The 17428-nt window shown below is 55.5% G+C and carries 15 protein-coding genes; 7 read left to right on the top strand and 8 right to left on the bottom strand.

Going from position 1 to position 17428, the window contains the following annotated elements; translation table 11 throughout:
• Positions 1-4: 4 nt before the first annotated feature.
• Genes F3I44_RS19550 through F3I44_RS19570 form a run of 5 tightly spaced genes read right to left on the bottom strand, consistent with a single transcriptional unit; the run spans position 5 to position 4927 of the window.
• The gene (locus F3I44_RS19550; protein ID WP_150019553.1) at positions 5-2695 is read right to left on the bottom strand and encodes a phage tail tape measure protein; all 2691 of its coding nucleotides are present in this window, start codon (positions 2693-2695) and stop codon (positions 5-7) included.
• Positions 2673-2807 (bottom strand): GpE family phage tail protein, encoded by a 135-nt coding sequence (locus F3I44_RS19555; protein ID WP_150019554.1) that lies wholly within the window; start codon positions 2805-2807, stop codon positions 2673-2675. The genes F3I44_RS19550 and F3I44_RS19555 overlap by 23 nt, the downstream gene beginning before the upstream one ends.
• Positions 2808-2851: 44 nt before the next feature.
• Complete coding sequence (locus tag F3I44_RS19560) at positions 2852-3139, bottom strand: phage tail assembly protein (protein WP_150019555.1); 288 nt, start codon at positions 3137-3139, stop codon at positions 2852-2854.
• 56 nt (positions 3140-3195) lie between these two features.
• On the bottom strand, positions 3196-3711 hold the full coding sequence (locus F3I44_RS19565; RefSeq protein ID WP_150019556.1) for a phage major tail tube protein: 516 nt from the start codon (positions 3709-3711) through the stop codon (positions 3196-3198).
• Positions 3712-3724: 13 nt separating this feature from the next.
• The gene (locus tag F3I44_RS19570) at positions 3725-4927 is read right to left on the bottom strand and encodes a phage tail sheath subtilisin-like domain-containing protein (RefSeq protein ID WP_223811714.1); all 1203 of its coding nucleotides are present in this window, start codon (positions 4925-4927) and stop codon (positions 3725-3727) included.
• A 176-nt stretch (positions 4928-5103) separates the two neighbouring features.
• On the opposite strand from F3I44_RS19570, the gene F3I44_RS19575 reads away from it, so the two are divergent.
• Together F3I44_RS19575 and F3I44_RS19580 are read left to right on the top strand one after the other, a co-directional pair.
• On the top strand, positions 5104-6225 hold the full coding sequence (locus F3I44_RS19575) for a phage late control D family protein (protein WP_370461296.1): 1122 nt from the start codon (positions 5104-5106) through the stop codon (positions 6223-6225).
• Between the two features lie 59 nt (positions 6226-6284).
• The gene (locus F3I44_RS19580) at positions 6285-6530 is read left to right on the top strand and encodes an ogr/Delta-like zinc finger family protein (protein ID WP_150019558.1); all 246 of its coding nucleotides are present in this window, start codon (positions 6285-6287) and stop codon (positions 6528-6530) included.
• A gap of 31 nt (positions 6531-6561) precedes the next feature.
• Here the strand turns inward: F3I44_RS19580 and F3I44_RS19585 are convergent, their stop codons facing one another.
• Positions 6562-7482: a DUF4236 domain-containing protein gene (locus tag F3I44_RS19585; protein ID WP_150019559.1), complete on the bottom strand. Its 921-nt coding sequence runs from the start codon at positions 7480-7482 to the stop codon at positions 6562-6564.
• A gap of 268 nt (positions 7483-7750) precedes the next feature.
• Between F3I44_RS19585 and copA the strand changes: the two genes are divergently transcribed.
• The 3 genes from copA to ybaK all read left to right on the top strand — a co-directional run bounded on the left by copA (position 7751) and on the right by ybaK (position 11790).
• Entirely contained in the window at positions 7751-10264 is a 2514-nt protein-coding gene (gene copA, locus F3I44_RS19590) for a copper-exporting P-type ATPase CopA (RefSeq protein ID WP_150019560.1), read from the top strand.
• 71 nt (positions 10265-10335) lie between these two features.
• Positions 10336-11139: a TraB/GumN family protein gene (locus F3I44_RS19595; protein ID WP_150019561.1), complete on the top strand. Its 804-nt coding sequence runs from the start codon at positions 10336-10338 to the stop codon at positions 11137-11139.
• A gap of 171 nt (positions 11140-11310) precedes the next feature.
• On the top strand, positions 11311-11790 hold the full coding sequence (ybaK, locus tag F3I44_RS19600; protein WP_033731793.1) for a Cys-tRNA(Pro)/Cys-tRNA(Cys) deacylase YbaK: 480 nt from the start codon (positions 11311-11313) through the stop codon (positions 11788-11790).
• Here the strand turns inward: ybaK and F3I44_RS19605 are convergent.
• Positions 11787-12656, bottom strand: a complete 870-nt coding sequence (locus F3I44_RS19605; protein WP_150015560.1) for a LysR family transcriptional regulator — start codon at positions 12654-12656, stop codon at positions 11787-11789. The two genes, ybaK and F3I44_RS19605, sit on opposite strands and share 4 nt — an antisense overlap.
• An 89-nt stretch (positions 12657-12745) precedes the next feature.
• Here F3I44_RS19605 and F3I44_RS19610 point away from each other — a divergent pair, with 89 nt between their 5' ends.
• Entirely contained in the window at positions 12746-13177 is a 432-nt protein-coding gene (locus F3I44_RS19610) for a multidrug/biocide efflux PACE transporter (RefSeq protein ID WP_150015561.1), read from the top strand.
• A 34-nt stretch (positions 13178-13211) separates the two neighbouring features.
• Here the strand turns inward: F3I44_RS19610 and ushA are convergent, their stop codons facing one another.
• Complete coding sequence (gene ushA, locus F3I44_RS19615; protein ID WP_370452866.1) at positions 13212-14927, bottom strand: bifunctional UDP-sugar hydrolase/5'-nucleotidase UshA; 1716 nt, start codon at positions 14925-14927, stop codon at positions 13212-13214.
• A 605-nt stretch (positions 14928-15532) separates the two neighbouring features.
• On the opposite strand from ushA, the gene ybaL reads away from it, so the two are divergent.
• Positions 15533-17227, top strand: a complete 1695-nt coding sequence (gene ybaL, locus F3I44_RS19620; protein ID WP_150015563.1) for a YbaL family putative K(+) efflux transporter — start codon at positions 15533-15535, stop codon at positions 17225-17227.
• Positions 17228-17428: the final 201 nt, after the last annotated feature.

Here is a 17428-nt window from a genome sequence, read left to right on the forward strand (position 1 = left end):
GTTTTTACTCCCTGTCTTTCAGGCTGGCGAGTTTCTGGCGGTTGAGTTTTTTCAGCGCTTCCGTTAACTGGCGGCCAATCTCTGCGACCAGCTGCTGGCGATCCATATGCTCAGCTCCCGGGATATGAATGTGTAGGTTGACGTCGCCGGAGACGTTAGTACCGATGGCCGGTGCGGTCTGGGCATGTGATGCAGACAGTGCGCTGCCGGAAACGCCAGTGCCGGCCAGCAGTTTAGGCTGGACAAAACCATTGCTGAGCGGCACCCAGGAAGGAAGTTTTTTAAACACAATATCGCCCAGACGATTGATGCTGTTGTTTACCGGCGTTCCGCTCCCGCCTGTTTTGCTCTTCCCGGGCGGCGTCCATTTCACGTTGCCAAAGGATGGCTCGTTGCCTGAAGCACCCGTTGGGTTCGGAAGTTTAAGCTGCGCACCGTCAGAGGAACCAGGCGGACTCCAGTCCCAGGGATGCATAACCATTTTCTTTGCCACCGGGTCCCAGACAGCCACTTGGGGTGCCTTGGGTTCAGCAGTAACGATTCCCGCCTTATGCAGCAGTCTGTCGAATTCTTTATTTAGCCATTTAATGGGAGTGAGTACTTTATTGATGGCAGCACCCAGCACCTGACCAAACTTATGACCCGCGTTTGCACACCTTTCTAGGCTTTGCTGGGACTTGTGAACCGGCGAAAGAAAGCTCGTAACCTTTCCCCATAGCCAGGAAAAAAGCGCGCCAATATCACGCCACTCCGTTTTCAGGCTATCGATAACTGGCTGCATTTTTTCCAGCATGCCTGCGAAAAGCTCACTGAAAAATGTCTTAATCGGCTCCCAATTACGGATAATAATAACGGCCGCCGCTGCCAAGGCTGCCAGCGCCGCGACTACCGCCCATATCGGCCATGTGAGGCCCGTAATAAGCGCAATGATCGGACCAAAAACAACGCCAGCCACTTCTGCCAGGGTGGACATTGCACCGCTCAGCAGACCTACCCCTTCACTACCTGCTAACAAAGACATTGAAAGCCGCAGGGCCGCCAGCGGCCCGAGCATTACAGCAAACAGGGTTATCACTGTTCCACCGACCAGCAGTAAAGCACCAAGCGCCAGCGCAGTATCAATGATGGCTCCTGTCAGCTGAGGATGTGCCTGCGCCCACTGCGTCATGTTCTGAATAACCCGTGTCAGCTTCTGCACAATACCGCGAAGCGGGGAATCAGCTCGCTCTTCCATTTCGGTCCAGAGGCCATCCCACGCAGAATGCAGCATCTGCATATCACCGTCGAAATTGTCGGTCATCGTGCGTGACGTCTGAGAGGCAACCCCTTTCAGCTTCAGCAGATAGTCATTAAATGCCTGTAGGTTGCCTTCGGCAGCAGCCCTTGCCAGAACCTGCCCGGCCTGCATGCCCTGTTCACCAAACAGACCTTTAAAGATGTCGAATTGAGAACCCTGATCAAACTTTCGCGTCCGGTTCCACAGCTCTTTCAGCACGTCAGCGAGTGGGCGAACAGCGCCGGTCGCTGATATTGTTTTTATACGTAATGACTCTAAAGCCTCTTTTCCCGTCTTTGATGGCGAATACAGACCAGAAAGCGCCTCTTTTAGCCCTGTGCCAGCAATGGAGCCAGTCAGACCGTTTTTTGCCAGCATTGCGGCGGCAGCGGCCGTAGTCTCCAGCCCAATCCCGGCATTGTTGGCAACCGTGCCTACATATTCCATTGTCTCATTTAGGGATTCCAGGCTGGTTTTGGAATGGGTGAACGTCCCGACCAGAACGTCACTGACGTGATCCATCTGTGACGCCTGAAGCTGGAAATGATCCAGCATGTTAGATCCGACATCTGCCGCCGCGCCCAGCTCCGTATGCGCAGCCAGCGCCAGGTTAATCATGCCGGGCATCGCCTTTTGTGCATTCTGCGGCGTCATGCCGCCGGAGATCAGCTGATCCTGCCCCTGTGCAGCCTGCACCGCGCTGAAGTGCGTTGTCCTGGCAAGCATCTTGGCCTGCGCCCGCAGCGCCTGCCCCTGCTCACTGTTTCGATCCAGCTGGGCGTCAGCCAGCGTCTGCGAATAGGCTTTATCGAACTCCATACCCGGACGCAGACTACGCATGGTGCCCCACAGCAGCCCGCCACCTGCGGCGCTGGCCTTCAGGCCCGCGGAGGTCAGACGTTTTTGTACTGATTTGGCCCTGTCATAGCTTGCCTGTGCTGCGGTCACCCGCTTAAGCTGCGCTTCCTCAATGGATAATTGCTGGTTTAGTTCTCTTGTCGTGCGGACCATCTGAGCACTCACATTGCCTTTAGTGACAATGCCCAGCTTTTCCATAGCCTCCCGCGTTTTATCAAGATTTATCGTTTCTTTCTTAAGCTGGCTGCTGTAGCGTGCGATTTCGCTTCTCAGTCCTTCAAGGGCGGCCTTCTGCTCTTCGGTTCGCTCTGCACCCTCGCCAAACTCCTTTCGCATCGCTTCAGCCCTGGCTTTTGCATCCGCCAGAGACTGCGTTACTTTTGCGACAGAGGCGCGTGCCCCTTCGAATTTTTTCGCTGTCCGTTCGAGGGTTTTAATCTGGTCCTGCGTGGATTTTACGGCGCCAGCCAGCCCCTGACTGGCCTTGCGGGCAGCGGTCAGGGGCTGGGTCATTTTGTCGATGGCGGCGAGCGCCACCTTAATGCTGAGATTTTGTTGCATACATTGCCCTGAATCGCTCGACGGCGCGTTCCCGCCAGTCCAGCAACTCAGGTACGGGCGTTGCCCACAGTTCGGAACGCGGCCAGTGAAAAACGGCGGCGATATCCGCCATCACGTCCTCAATGCAGTTAAAGGAGAGTTCTGTAACGTCGCCGGTTATGCGTCCGGCAGTGGTGCCAAAAAAGTGACGGCCGCAGTAACCAGCGCGGTAAAGTCACGCGTGTCCATGGTCATCAGTTCAGTCTCTGTCAGCATGGGTTCAGTGACGCGCGGCAGCAGCTTAAACATGCTGTCAACGTCACTCTGCATGACTTCATAGAGCTTAAGACCGCGCAGCGAACCGGGGTGCGCCATGGCTTCGGTAATACAGACCTTATCGATGGATTCTTTGTCACGCTTAATCGGACGGGTGAGCGTGACGGTGTTTTCTGACTGCTTTGTCATAGGTGATACCTCAGATGCTGGCCGGGCAATGCCGTTACCCGGCCGGGGGATTAAAATCAGATACCGAGTGCCTTACGCAGCGCGGCCGCTTTATCGACGCCACCCACGACAAGCACCATATTGAGGGCGTCCACCTCGAGTACGACGGTTGTGCCCACGGTGATTTTGACGTAGGTATTTTTAAGCGTGTATTTGTGGCTTGTGTCCTCGCCCACTTTCGCGTTACCCAGATCCATCTCAGTGAACCGGCCGCGCGTCTGGATCTCACAGGTGGTGTAGCCCGCCGTGGTTTCATCCTGGTACGCACCTGTAAAGCGCAGCTGCATCGCATCGGCTGTATCCTCATACATGCGGCTGAGCAGCGCGACGGTAAGCCCGCCCATGGTGATGTCCATATCCAGGGCGCTATCATCAAAGCCCAGATCCACATTAACCGGGGCCAGCATGCCGCCGCCGCGATAGGCCACGAGCTTATGTGTCAGCTTTGGCAGCGTGACTTCTGAGGCCACGCCAATCATGGATTTTCCATCCACAAAAATATTGAACTGCTTCAGTTTTCCGGGTAATGCCATTTTCTAATCTCCCTCAGCTGCCCGACGATGTGGCTGCCGTGTCGAACACATCAAACCAGGTGTCGGTGAAGTCCTGAATAAACTCAATATCTTCAGCGGGCGGCACGGGGGTGTAATTATATTTGACGGTGATCTTTCCCTGTCGCAACGTATCTTTTGAGTTCTCTGTGGTGTCATACCAGGCTGTCCCACCCAGAAGCCTGTCAGCCGTGGTCAGTGAGCTGAGCTTCTGGTTAACGCCATCAACCACGGCTTTCGCAAATGAAGGTGTCAGGGGGCCATCGACATATTTTGCATGTGCTTCAGCAACCATGACGCGGAGCATCTGCGCCGTGCGCGTGTACACCTCAAAGATATAGGTGTCCTCGTCCCGCGTGCGGTTGCCCCACAGTCGATAGCCGTCCCGTTTGATAATGGTCGTGACGCAGGCCTGGTTAAGATCGTCCGTGTCGCTGTCGGTGTCCTCCAGCGAAAAATAGACGTCATGCGTCATGCCGGTTACGCCACTGATCGCCACATTGGAAATGGACTTATGCCAGCCGGTTTCGTCATCGATTTTGGCACGCAGCCCCACAGCCACGGCCGGAGCCGGTATAACGCCGGTTTTACCTGTGGCACTGTCGTAGGCTTCAAAGTCAGGCCAGATAACCATCAGCTCACGCCCGGTCAGGTTGGCGGCATACTTTTTGGCTTCGCTGACGCTCTTGCAGCCATAAGCCGACACGTACGCAAACGCCTTCAGCTTTTCGGCAAACACCTGTAGCTCCGTAGCGACGCTCTCTGTATCCAGCCCGGGTACGGCCAGAATGCGCGGTGAGACACCCACCTTCTGCACTGCGGTTAGCAGCGCATACATGCCGGTATAACGCCCGTCCTTTGTCTGGCCACCGATGACCAGCTTATCCTGCGTTGGTGCATCTTCATTGCTGGAATCCGGCGTTGCGTTATCCGCATCCGCGACGCGTACAACAACCACTTTCGGGCTGCACTGGTTGCTGATAGCAGTCAGCGTGGTCAGCAGCGTGCCGGTTGTGCCTGCTTTACCCAGCACCGATGCTACGCGGGTCAGCAATACGGGTGTATCAAGCGGAAAGGTTTCGTCGTCCGCATCATCCGCCGTGCAGATTACGCCGATGACCGATGAGTCAATATCGTTAATGGCATCGCCGAGATCGGTCGTTTCCGTCACCCGGGTGCCGTGGTGAAATTTTGCCACTGTGGGTTCTCCGTCATGTGTACTGCCATCATGCTGCCCTGCCCTTGAAACGGGTTCACGCACTGCGAAGTGTCGCCCCCCGCTGACACTGACCGGGCATTGATGCTGCCCGCGCGCGCGTTGAGCATGTGAACCAGACAAAGGACCGATACAGCGGAGAGAACACAGTGAGCGACATTCTGGGTGCAGCGGGTACGCTCGCCGATGAGGTGGGTGATGTGCTCGCCTCCTACAGTCCGCGACCGGCATTTGATATCCAGGTGGGCGGGAAGACGGTCACACAGGTAAATGATCGCCTGCTGAGCCTGACCGTCACTGAGAACAGAGGCTTTACGGCAGATACGGTAGAGATTGAGCTGGATGATACAGATGGCCTGCTCCAGCTGCCGCGCAGGGGAACAGAGATCCGGGTCGCCATAGGCTGGCAGAATGGCGGGCTGGTCGAAAAAGGTAGGTTTGTTGTGGATGAAGTCGCTCACAGCGGCCCGCCTGACCGATTCACCATCACGGCCAGAAGCGCAGACTTTCGCGATGACTTCAACGTCAAGCGCGAGTACAGCTGGCATAACTGCACGGTAAGCTATGTCGTGTCCGCCATTGCTGGCCGGTACAACCTGACACCGGCCATCAGCACCGAGCTGGCAAATCTGGAAATTGACCACGCCGATCAGACTCAGGAATCAGACATCAGCTTTTTAACCCGTATGGCCGAAATGCTCGGGGCCGCCACCACGATAAAAAACGGCATGCTACTGTTTTTCACGCCCGGTACCGGCAGAACGGTAAGCGGGCGCGTTCTTCCTTCCGTCATGATTACCCGCGCCAGCGGCGACAGCCACAGCTTCCGCGTTGCCGACCGTGACGCCTATACCGGCGTTGAGGCGTACTGGCTGGATCTCAATTTCGGTAAAAAACGAAAAACTCGCGTACGGGGCCAGCATAAAAACACCGCGCCGAAGTCCAGCAGTCGTGAGGGCCATTATCTGAACGGTGCCGAAGGCAATGTGTATGTGATGCGCCAGACTTTTAAAACAGAGCTGGCCGCAAAGCGTGCAGCGGTCGCCAAATGGCAGTCACTGAAGCGCGGGGCAGCAGAATTCAGCATGGAGCTGGCGCGGGGCCGCGCAGAACTTTACCCGGAGCTGCATGCCATCATGTACGGTTTTAAGACAGATATTGATGAGGGTGACTGGACGATTACAAAGGCCACACACACCGTGACGCGCCAGGGATTTTATACAGCGCTGGAATTCGAGGTCAGGCTGACAGACTGGACGGTCACAGCCACAGAGGAATAATTGAGCAACAGCGCGGCATAACGCTATAATCCCCGGGAACCGGAAGGGGGGATTATGCCATGTATCGTTGTCCAAAATGCGGCGCGTCAGCGCGAACGCGCAACAGTGAATATCTTGATAAAAAGGTCTGCATCCAGCGCGCCTACCACCAGTGCAACAACCTTTACTGCGGGATCACCTTCCGCACGCTGACAGAAGTCGATGCCATCATTACCGAGTCAAAGCCCGATTTCAGCATCCCGATCCCGACGAAAAGTTTCCCCAAAAATCATTACGGGGATAATCAGATTGAGTTGGCAATTTAAAAAATAAAAGCCCCATTTACGGGGCTTAATATTAAAAGAGGAAATCATCCCTAGAGAGATTCAGCACCTTTTCCAAAAAATCATCTTTGTGGTACTTAACTCCGCCCACTAATATTTTTGAGGTTATTCTTTTATATTTAAATAACCTGTAGCCTTTAGCGAGATGGCAAAAACACTTCAAATAAGGCTCCATGCTGTCATTTACCAAAACCTCCACTAAGTCTGACTCCCTTCTTATTGTTTCTCCATTAGGTTTTCTGTAGCTAAATTCAATTGTAATGTCTTGTTCCGCCCACACAGTTGAAAGGCTATCAGAGAAATTATCGATCTGATTGTTAGCCTTTTTTATCTCAAAACCATCTTCAGCCTTAACATTTTTATCATCTAAAGTATCTTTCCAAACCCTACCATTTTTACTCATTACCTTTAAGGATTTTCTTGAGAAGAAATACCCCCCATTTTTTATAGCAGCGCGATAATCAAGTTTAGATTGAATTAATCCAGCGAGAAAAATTATCAGTAGAATAATAGCCAATGGAAATGACACAAAGCAAAAAATTAAAGATACAAAAAACAATGTGAAATTGGCCCATCGCCTGTGTTTTCTATAAGAAGTAGTGGTTGAAAAATTTCCGCATGAAGGACATTGCTTAACAGAACTAGGGTAAAGACAAATACACGATGTACAAATATTTAAACTATCATTTCCACAAACTTCCTTTGAAAAGCTAGATATAATTTCTGGCTCGTTTTCGTAGCTAATCTTCGGTGTTGAATGAAGTTTAGAATATGAAAGTCCTGTTCCGGGGATACCCACGGTGGTGCGGACCCCTTTTTTACTCACATTTATTGTAGCTCCGCGCCCCCCAATTGAGGTGCTAATGCCACTCTTACTAATATTTAAACTTAATCCAGGTGCAATTTTTATACGTTTACGATACCTCAGTCCCATTGCAACGCTCCATCATTAAGAGAAAACTGACTGATTTTACATGGAGAGACAAAGAAGTTAGGTCATATAAGATGCATGAGTGATGTAGATCAAAGCCCCGCAGTGCGGGGCTTCAGGACGAAGTGTGGACACTATGTGGACACTGATTAAGAAAATCCTTTTCCATCAGCATGATAAGGGGTTGACCTTCCCCTTGATGGAAGGTTTATGCTTAAGCATGAATCGAAACTGGCCAATCGGTCAAATGGGATTACACGAGGAGTTGATAATGTCACACACCATTTCTCTGGCACTGGACGGCTTGTCCTGCGGCCACTGTGTCAAACGCGTCAAAGAGGCACTGGAACAGCGCGACGATGTTGACCAGGCCGAGGTGTCCCAACAGGAGGCGCAGGTCTCAGGTCACGCGGATGCGGCTGCACTGATCGCCACTGTTGAGCAGGCGGGCTATCACGCGACGCTGAAAACGGCGGACGCGTTCCCAAAGTCTGAACCGTTGACAGCATCGGAGCCGCCGCCGGAGGCGCTGACAACGGAGACCCCTTCTCATCCGGCAGAAAAAACATTACCTGCCCATATGCTGCTGATTGAAGGCATGACCTGCGCCAGCTGTGTAAGTCGGGTGGAAAAAGCGCTGCAGCAGGTCGCAGGCGTCAGCCAGGCGCGGGTCAATCTCGGCGAGCGCAGTGCGCTGGTGCTGGGCGATGCTGACCCGCAGCAGCTGGTGGCTGCCGTTGATGCCGCGGGTTATGGCGCGCAGGTGGTGGATGACGAGCAGGAGCGTCGCGAAAAGCAGCAAGACAGCGCCCGCAGTGCGATGCGGCGTTTCAGCTGGCAGGCGGCTGTCGCGTTAGCCTTTGGCGTGCCGCTGATGATCTGGGGCATGGCGGGCGATAACATGATGCTCACCGACCATAACCACGGCATCTGGCTGACGCTGGGCGTCGTGACCCTGCTGATCATGGTCGTGACCGGCAGTCACTTTTATCGCAGCGCCTGGCGCAGTTTACGTAATGGCAGCGCCACCATGGATACGCTGGTGGCACTCGGCACCGGCACAGCCTGGATTTACTCCTTTAGCGTGGTGCTGTGGCCCGACTTTTTCCCGCCGCAGGCGCGCCATCTCTATTTCGAAGCCAGCGTGATGATCCTGGGCCTGATCAATCTGGGGCATGCCCTGGAACAGCGGGCGCGTCAGCGATCGTCTAAGGCACTGGAACGACTGCTTGATCTGACGCCAGCTCAGGCGAAGCTGGTCAACCCCCATGGCGACCGGCTGATCGCGGTCAGCGACGTCCAGCCCGGTATGACGCTGCGGCTGGTCACCGGCGATCGGGTGCCGGTCGATGGCGAAATCGCCACGGGTGAAGCCTGGTTTGATGAAGCGATGCTCACCGGCGAAGCGGTGCCGCAAAGCAAAAGTCCGGGTGCGGCGATCTTCGCCGGCACCCTGGTGAAGGATGGCGCGGTAGAATTTATCGCCCGGGCGACCGGCAATCACACCACCCTGTCGCGCATTATCCGGCTGGTGCGTCAGGCGCAAAGCAGCAAACCCGATGTGGGACGCCTGGCCGATCGCATCTCCGCCGTATTTGTCCCGGTAGTGGTGTTGATTGCGCTGATCAGCGGCGCGGTGTGGTATCTGTTCGGGCCGCAGCCGCAGATTGCCTACATGCTGGTGATCGCGACAACCGTACTGATTATCGCCTGCCCCTGTGCGCTGGGCCTGGCGACGCCGATGTCGATTATTGCCGGTGTTGGCCGCGCCGCCGAGCTGGGCGTACTGGTCCGCGACGCCGATGCCCTGCAGCGCGCCAGCCAGATCGACACGCTGGTGTTTGATAAAACCGGCACCCTGACGGCCGGAAAGCCGCAAATCAGTGAGGTGCTGGTCTGGGGTAACGCCAGCCGTGAATCGGTTTTAGCGACTGCGGCGGCGCTGGAGTTCGCCTCGGGTCATCCGCTGGCGAAAGCGATTGTCGCCGAAGCGGAACTGACGCAGCCAGCGTCGTTAGCGCAATTTCGTACAATACGCGGCAAAGGGGTCAGCGGTAGTCTGGATGGCAGAGCGCTGCTGCTGGGTAACGCGGCGCTGTTGCAGGATAACGGCGTCGACTACCGGGCGGCAGAAGCAGAGATTATGCGCCTGACGCAACAGGGGGCCACGCCGGTGCTACTGGCAGAACAGGGTCAGCTCACCGGGCTTATCGCGCTGCGCGATCGGCTGAGACCAGAAAGTATCGACGCCCTTGACCGGCTGCATCAGCAGGGTTATCGCCTGATTATGCTGACCGGCGACCATGAAAATACCGCACGCGCCATCGCCGCCGAAACCGGCATTGATGAAGTGATTGCAGGCGTATTGCCTGAAGGCAAAGCAGCAGCCATTGAACAGTTACAGCAGCAGGGGCGTCGCGTCGCGATGGTCGGTGATGGCATCAATGACGCACCCGCGCTGGCGCAGGCGGATGTGGGCATTGCCATGGGTGGCGGCAGCGATGTGGCGGTAGAAACTGCGGGAATCACGCTGATGCGCGCCGACCTCAACAGCGTGGCAGACGCGTTAGCGCTCTCTTCCGCGACGCTGCGCAATATCCGGCAGAACCTGTTTGGCGCATTTATCTATAACAGTATCGGTATTCCGGTAGCCGCGGGCGTGCTTTATCCGCTGACCGGCACCCTGCTCAGCCCGATTGTGGCAGGTGCGGCGATGGCGCTCTCCTCCATTACCGTGGTCAGCAATGCGAACCGCCTGCTGCGTTACCGACCGCCGCGCCAGTAATCGTCCTCTCAGCGCTGTTTTTCGCTCTCTGAAGTCGCTAACATGGGGTTTTGAATCGCAAAGGATCGGGAATGACAGGCAACATCTGGCGCTCACTGCGCGGCTTTATCAGCCAGCTTTTTCCCGCCAGTTACCGCTGGCCTGCGATAGATATCCGGCTTGGCAATCGCCAGCTGCATCTGGTGGGCAGCATCCACATGGGAACACGCGACATGCAGCCGTTGCCAGGCCGTCTGCTGCGTCAGTTGCAGCAGGCGGACGCGCTGATTGTGGAGGCGGATATTACGCAGGGTGGCTCACCCTTTGACCATTACGGCGATCGTCCTCCGCTCTCAGTACGGCTGAAGGGCAGCGCGATGCAAACGCTCACCGCACTGTGTCAGGAGATGAGTCTCACGCTTAGCCTGCTGGATAATCTGCCCGCCTGGCAGGTGGCGCTGATGTTACAGGCACAACAGGCACAGAGGCTGGGATTACGACCAGACTACGGCATCGATTATCAGCTGTTGCAGGCAGCGAAAGACCTGAACAAACCCGTGATTGAACTGGAAGGCGCAGATGCACAGATCGCCTTACTCACCGCGCTGCCGGATGATGGCATGGCGCTGTTACAGGATACGCTGCTGCACTGGCACACAAATGCGCGACTGCTGCAGATGATGGTGAGCTGGTGGCTTGATACGCCGCCACGCCAGCCGGAAATCACCCTGCCCGCCACCTTTAGTCAGGCGCTGAATGATACATTGATCGGTCAGCGTAATGCGCAGTGGTGTGACAAGCTGCAGGGGTTAGCGGCGGGCAACTATGTGGTCGCGGTGGGCGCTTTGCATCTTTACGGCGAAGATAATCTGCCTGAGATGCTGAAGAAGCCCTGAAAAAAAGAGAGCCGATAAGTTTATCGGCCCGTCAAAGAGGAATTTGTTTATGATTTTGGTTATCGCTCAGCAATCAGATTGCTGGCGCGCCCAATTTTACGCAAAGAACAAAATTTCGCCACCTTTTTCCATAATTCTGCGCAATAAGATTTTTCTTAGTAAGGAATCTGTATGACGCCCGCCGTAAAATTGCTGGAAAAACAAAAGGTCAGCTTTACGCTGCATCCTTATGAGCATGACAGTAACGAAACCCATTTTGGTGACGAAGCGGTTCGCAAGCTTAATCTTGATGCACGCCAGGTCTATAAAACGCTGCTGGTGGCGCTGAATGGTGAGGCGAAACAGCTGGCGGTAGCGATTACGCCAGTATCGACACAGCTCGATCTGAAAAAGGTGGCAAAAGCGCTGGGCGCGAAGAAAGCGGATATGGCCGATCCGCAGCTGGCACAGCGTGTTACCGGCTATCTGGTGGGCGGTATCAGTCCGCTGGGGCAGAAAAAACGGCTGCCCACGGTAATTGATGACTCTGCCAGCGCATTTGACGCCATGTTTATCTCTGGCGGCAAACGGGGCCTGGATATTGAACTGGCACCTCAGGATCTTTCACGCCTGCTGGACGCGCCGTTTGCGGATATCGCCCGCCACGATTAAACGCGCGGCTGGGCGCACAGCTGATCGATCATCCAGCGGCCCGCCGGACCGGGCGGCGTTCGTCGTGACCAGACGACTTCAACGGCGATATGCTGTGGCCAGCCCGACATCGACAACTCTTTCAGCACGCCATGCCCAAACTGTTTCACCAGCCAGCGTGGCAGAATCGTCCAGCCAAATCCCTGCTCCGCCATCTCCAGCAGCAGTAAATAGGTAGGCGCTGACCAGATGCGACCCATCGGGGCGGGTTCATGCGCCTCAACCCAGGTGTTAAGCCGCAGATGTCGCACGCCTTCCAGTTCGCTTTCGCTCAGGGTATCAGGCTGTGCCAGCGGATGATCGCGATGTAAAAAGACCGCCATCTGCGCCTCAACCTGCAGCCGCGCCACTGCAATATCTACCGGCAGATTGGGCTGCGCCCGCACGACACCCAGATGTACCCGCCCGGCCTGCAGCAGATCAAGGACATCACCATCTTCAGCAATCATCACTTCCAGTTCAATCTCCGGATAACGCGCATCGAATTGCCTGAGCAGATGTTCATGATGATCGGTTTGCCAGAAATCGGACATGGCAAAACTGAGCCGGGGTTCAACGCCCTGCGACAGACGTATCGCCAGCGCATCCAGCCGCTCGCTGGCCGACAGAATCTGCTGGACCTGAGGAACAACGCGGCGTCCCTGTTCGGTAAGGATCGGCTGACGGCCCGTTCGATCAAACAGAGCAAAGCCGAGATCGTCTTCTAAATTTGCCACTGCTGCGCTGATGGTGGACTGACTTTTACCCAGCGCACGCGCGGCCGCCGAAAACGAGCCACTCGCCACGGTCTGCATAAACGCCTCAAGGGATTCCGGGGAGTATCGCATCTGTTCCATCGCTTTTTTCGATAGGTGTTCATTTTATCTTAGCATTCTGACATGTGAAAATGCGCCGCATTAATGAAGGAGAACAAACAATGCGTACCCGCTCACTTAAAGAACGTATTCTTCATGCTGTCTGCTTTGAAACGCTGGCGATTCTGACCGTTTCGCCGCTGGCGGCATGGATCATGAATAAGCCGCTGTTTCAGATGGGATCGCTGGCGATTATGCTCTCTACGGTCGCGATGCTATGGAATATGATTTACAACAGCGGGTTTGATCGGATTTATGCGCCAGGCCAGAAACGCGGTCCGGGCGTGCGCGTGTTACATGCACTGGGATTTGAAGGGGGATTTATCCTGATCGGTCTGCCGATCGCCGCCCTGATGCTGGATATCTCCCTGTGGGAAGCTTTCCTGGTCGAAGTGGCCTTTTTCCTCTTCTTCCTGCCCTTCACCATGGCTTACAACTGGGGATGGGACAAACTGCGCGAGCGCTGGATCAGACGTCACCCCTGCCGGACATGAGAAAAACGGGAGGCGCAAGCGCCTCCCGGTGAGTTCAATGCGTAGCGGCTGTTTCGTTCCCCCACGGCCAGATCCACGCCAGAATCATTTTGGGATAGTTACGCTTCCGCGCTTTCTCTGCTGCCTCCTCCCGCGCCCGAATCTGCTCATCGGTCAGATGCACGATCTCACCTTTCGGCTGGTAGTCACTGGCTTTAACCGGTGTATGCGCCTTAATGAAGTCGCGCAGCACCTGCGCATCCACTGCTCCGCTGTTGACGTATCCGGCATGATTATCCAGACGCGGATAGCCATCGCCGCCCGCCGCATTAAAGCTGTTGGTCGCCATGCGATAATGCTGCGTATCTTCAATCGGTTTGCCGTTAATACTGACATCGCTGACATGCTTACCGTCGGTGGTCAGGCTGATGCCAGCAAACTGGGCGAAGCCACCTGAGTCAGGCTGAATATTGGCGACCACATCCAGATATTTTTTGATCTCTGCACCAGTCAGGCTGACCGAGACGACCTGGTTGCTGAACGGCTGGACCTGCAACAGATCACGCCAGCTCAGCTTGCCCGCTTTCAGCGAGGTACGGATTCCGCCACCGCTCATCACCGCAAAATCGGCTTTAGTATGCGCCATCTGGGCGCGCAGAATCAGCTGGCCGAGATTTGTCTGCTTAAACCGAACCTGCTCTTTTTCACCGCTGAAGTCGCCGTCAACGCTGCCGACATTCTGGGTCAGCTTCGCCTCTGCCCGCTTCTGAAACGGCATCAGCAGCTTCATCATCGCGGTATTTTTCGGGATCTCTTCCTGCCAGGTGAGCCAGGTCTCACTGCCATCTGCATTCTTCACCTGATGTTTGAGGTTGACCGGCACCAGCTGATAAGCCTCCAGCGACACCTCTCCATTACGGAAGGTGAAATCACCACGGCCGACATATTTGCCCCACTTGTCGGCCTGCATAATCCAGATGCCGTTCTGCCGATCGGGTTTGCAGGGCTGGCCAGGCTGATAATTTTTGACGCTGACGTTCTCTTTTTCCATGCAGACCGCATCATGGGAATGCCCACCCACAATCAGATCGATGGTGCCGGCAGGCAGGCTGCGGGCCAGCGTGACGTCATCGATACCGTTGCTGCCGTGCTTACCGTCGTCATAGTGGCCAAGGTGGGTCAGCGCGACAATCACGTCCGGCTTCTCCGCGGCACGCAGTTCAGCAACCGCCTTCACCGTTTCTGCGACAGGATCGCGGAACTCGGTATCTGTCAGCCCAGCCGGATTAGCCAGTTTTGCGGTGTCCGGGGTAATTAACCCGACGACAGCGATTTTCAGCCCGAGACGGTTGAATACCGCCCAGGGTTTAAACAGGCGCTGATCGGTACCTTTCTGATAAACGTTGGCGGCGAGCAGCGGGAATCGTGCCCACTTCTCCTGCTTGCGCAGAACCGCAATCGGCTTGTCGAACTCATGATTGCCCAGCGCCATCGCGTCATAGCCAATCAGGTTCATCGCGCGAAAATCGGGTTCAGCATCCAGCTCGTCGGACTCCGGCACGCCGGTATTGATATCACCGGCAGAGAGAATCAGTGCGCCGCCGCCTCTGGCCTGGACATCGTAGCGCAGAGTATCCATCAACGTTTTCTGCGCCGCCAGACCATATTCGCCCTGCGCATTAAACCAGAAGTGGCCATGCTCATCGTTAGTGTGCAGCAGGCTGAAACGATAGGTGCGATCGGCCTCGGCGGCCTGTGAAAACAGCGGCATCAGGGCCACCAGTAGCACCACACCTGCCCCTGTCCATTTTGATAACAACACGGTGATTCTCCTTAATTTACTTTCTGGCCCGATTATCTGCCGCTTTGCCCCACTGTGTCGCATATTCCCCCGGCGAACTCAAGGCCAATGCACATCTGCGTGCATGCAGGTGCTTACGCTTTTCGTCTCTGCTCCCCCCTGGCAGGGCAGGAAAGTGGCCGCAGAGTGATCCCCGTGCAACAGCAGGCTAACGTTCCAGCCCGGGTCCGCTTCTACCGACTGAGCGGAAACAGGCAGGAAAGCGTGTTGTTAACCGATTGTTTACTGCTGCAAAAGTGCCGCTGGCAGGCTTTAACCCCTCTGTATGCACATTTCTTCCTTATTCGTGCCAGACCGACGCAATTTACTGATGCGAAGTTTTATTTATCCGGCCCTGTTTAAAGCGTCAAATCAGCCAATATTATGGATAATGGACAAAAACACCCTTTCGATTGTGGTTTTGACTTTTTTTCATGGTTTTTTAAAGTATTCCCGCAAATTGCTCAGCGAAAGAAGTGATTTTGTTTTAAACTCATTTGTTACAAGCGGATACATTTGTATACAAGGAGACAGGCATGCATCACACCACACCGTTGATCACTACCATTGTCGGAGCACTGGTTCTGGCATTTCTCCTTGGGATGCTGGCAAACCGCCTGCGTATCTCGCCCCTCGTCGGTTACCTGATGGCAGGCGTGCTGGCTGGCCCCTTTACCCCCGGCTTTGTCGCAGATACCAATCTGGCCCCTGAACTGGCAGAACTCGGCGTTATCCTGCTGATGTTTGGTGTCGGCCTCCACTTCTCAATGAAAGATCTCATGTCGGTAAAGTCGATCGCCATTCCCGGTGCCATCGCGCAGATCGCCGTCGCGACGTTACTGGGAATGGGATTGTCATGGACGCTGGGATGGTCGTGGATGACCGGCCTGGTGTTTGGTCTCTGTCTCTCTACCGCCAGTACCGTGGTGTTACTGCGCGCGTTAGAGGAGCGACAGCTAATCGATAGCCAGCGCGGGCAGATTGCGATTGGCTGGCTGATTGTTGAAGATCTGGTGATGGTGCTGACGCTGGTGCTGCTGCCTGCGATTGCGGGCATGATGGAACAGGGCAACGCCAGCGCCGGACTGCTGGCCTGGGATCTGCTGTGGACCATTGGAAAAGTGGCTGCCTTTATGGTGCTGATGATGGTGGTGGGACGTCGTGCCGTGCCCTGGATCCTCGCCCGCAGCGCCGCCACCGGCTCTCGAGAATTGTTTACGCTGGCGGTGTTAGCGCTGGCGCTGGGTATCGCATTTGGGGCCGTTGAATTCTTTGATGTTTCGTTTGCATTAGGTGCTTTCTTCGCCGGTATGGTGCTGAATGAGTCGGAACTGAGCCACCGCGCCGCACGGGATACTCTGCCGCTGCGTGATGCCTTTGCCGTACTGTTCTTTGTTTCGGTCGGCATGCTGTTCGACCCGTCGATTCTGGTGACGCAGCCTCTGGCGGTGCTGGGCGCGCTGGTGATTATCGTGGTGGGCAAGTCGGTCGCCGCGTGGCTGCTGGTATCGCTGCTCGGCCATTCGCGTCGTACAGCACTGACCATTTCGGTCAGCCTGGCACAGATTGGTGAGTTCGCCTTTATTCTGGCCGGTCTGGGTATCTCGCTGGGCCTGCTGAGTAATGAGGGCCGCAACCTGGTGCTGGCCGCCGCCATCCTGTCGATTATGCTTAACCCGATTCTGTTTACCCTGCTGGAGCGTTTCCTGGCTAAAACGGAAACCATGGAGGAGCAGACGCTGGAAGAAGCTATCGAAGAAGAGAAACAGATCCCGGTGGATTTCTGCAATCATGCCGTGATTGTGGGCTATGGTCGGGTTGGCAGCCTGATTGGTCAGAAGCTTCTTGAGGCTAATGTGCCACTGGTGGTGGTTGAAAACTCCCGTACCCGGGTCGAAGCGCTGCGCGAACAGGGCATCAAGGCGGTGCTGGGGAATGCGGCCCGCGCGGACACCATGGAACTGGCACGACTCGACTGCGCCCGCTGGCTGTTACTGACCATCCCGAATGGCTATGAAGCGGGTGAAGTAGTGACGGCGGCGCGTGAAAAGCATCAGAATATCGAGATTATCGCCCGTGCCCACTATGACGATGAGGTGGAGTACATCATGGAGCGTGGCGCTTCGCGCGTCGTGATGGGTGAACGTGAGATTGCCAGCAGTATGCTGCAAATCCTGCAGGATGAGATGACGCAGGGCGAAGATTTAAAACCCTGCGACGTCGTGCGCTGATGCGTGTTCAGCAAGATCTCGCAGACTACTGATATATCCAAATCAGGATGAATTTTCCCGCAACGAATAAACTCAATGCGCAGAGAACAGGGGCAGAGGAGGAAAGCGTTCCGCGCCAGGGACGGCTTAAGCGCCTTTCCGATCTGACCGTGTTCTCTAAGCAGGCTCGATCTCACCGCTAAACGAGTCAGACGTTGCCAG

Source organism: Pantoea sp. F_5, assembly GCF_008631595.1.
Classification (GTDB): domain Bacteria; phylum Pseudomonadota; class Gammaproteobacteria; order Enterobacterales; family Enterobacteriaceae; genus Pantoea; species Pantoea gossypiicola.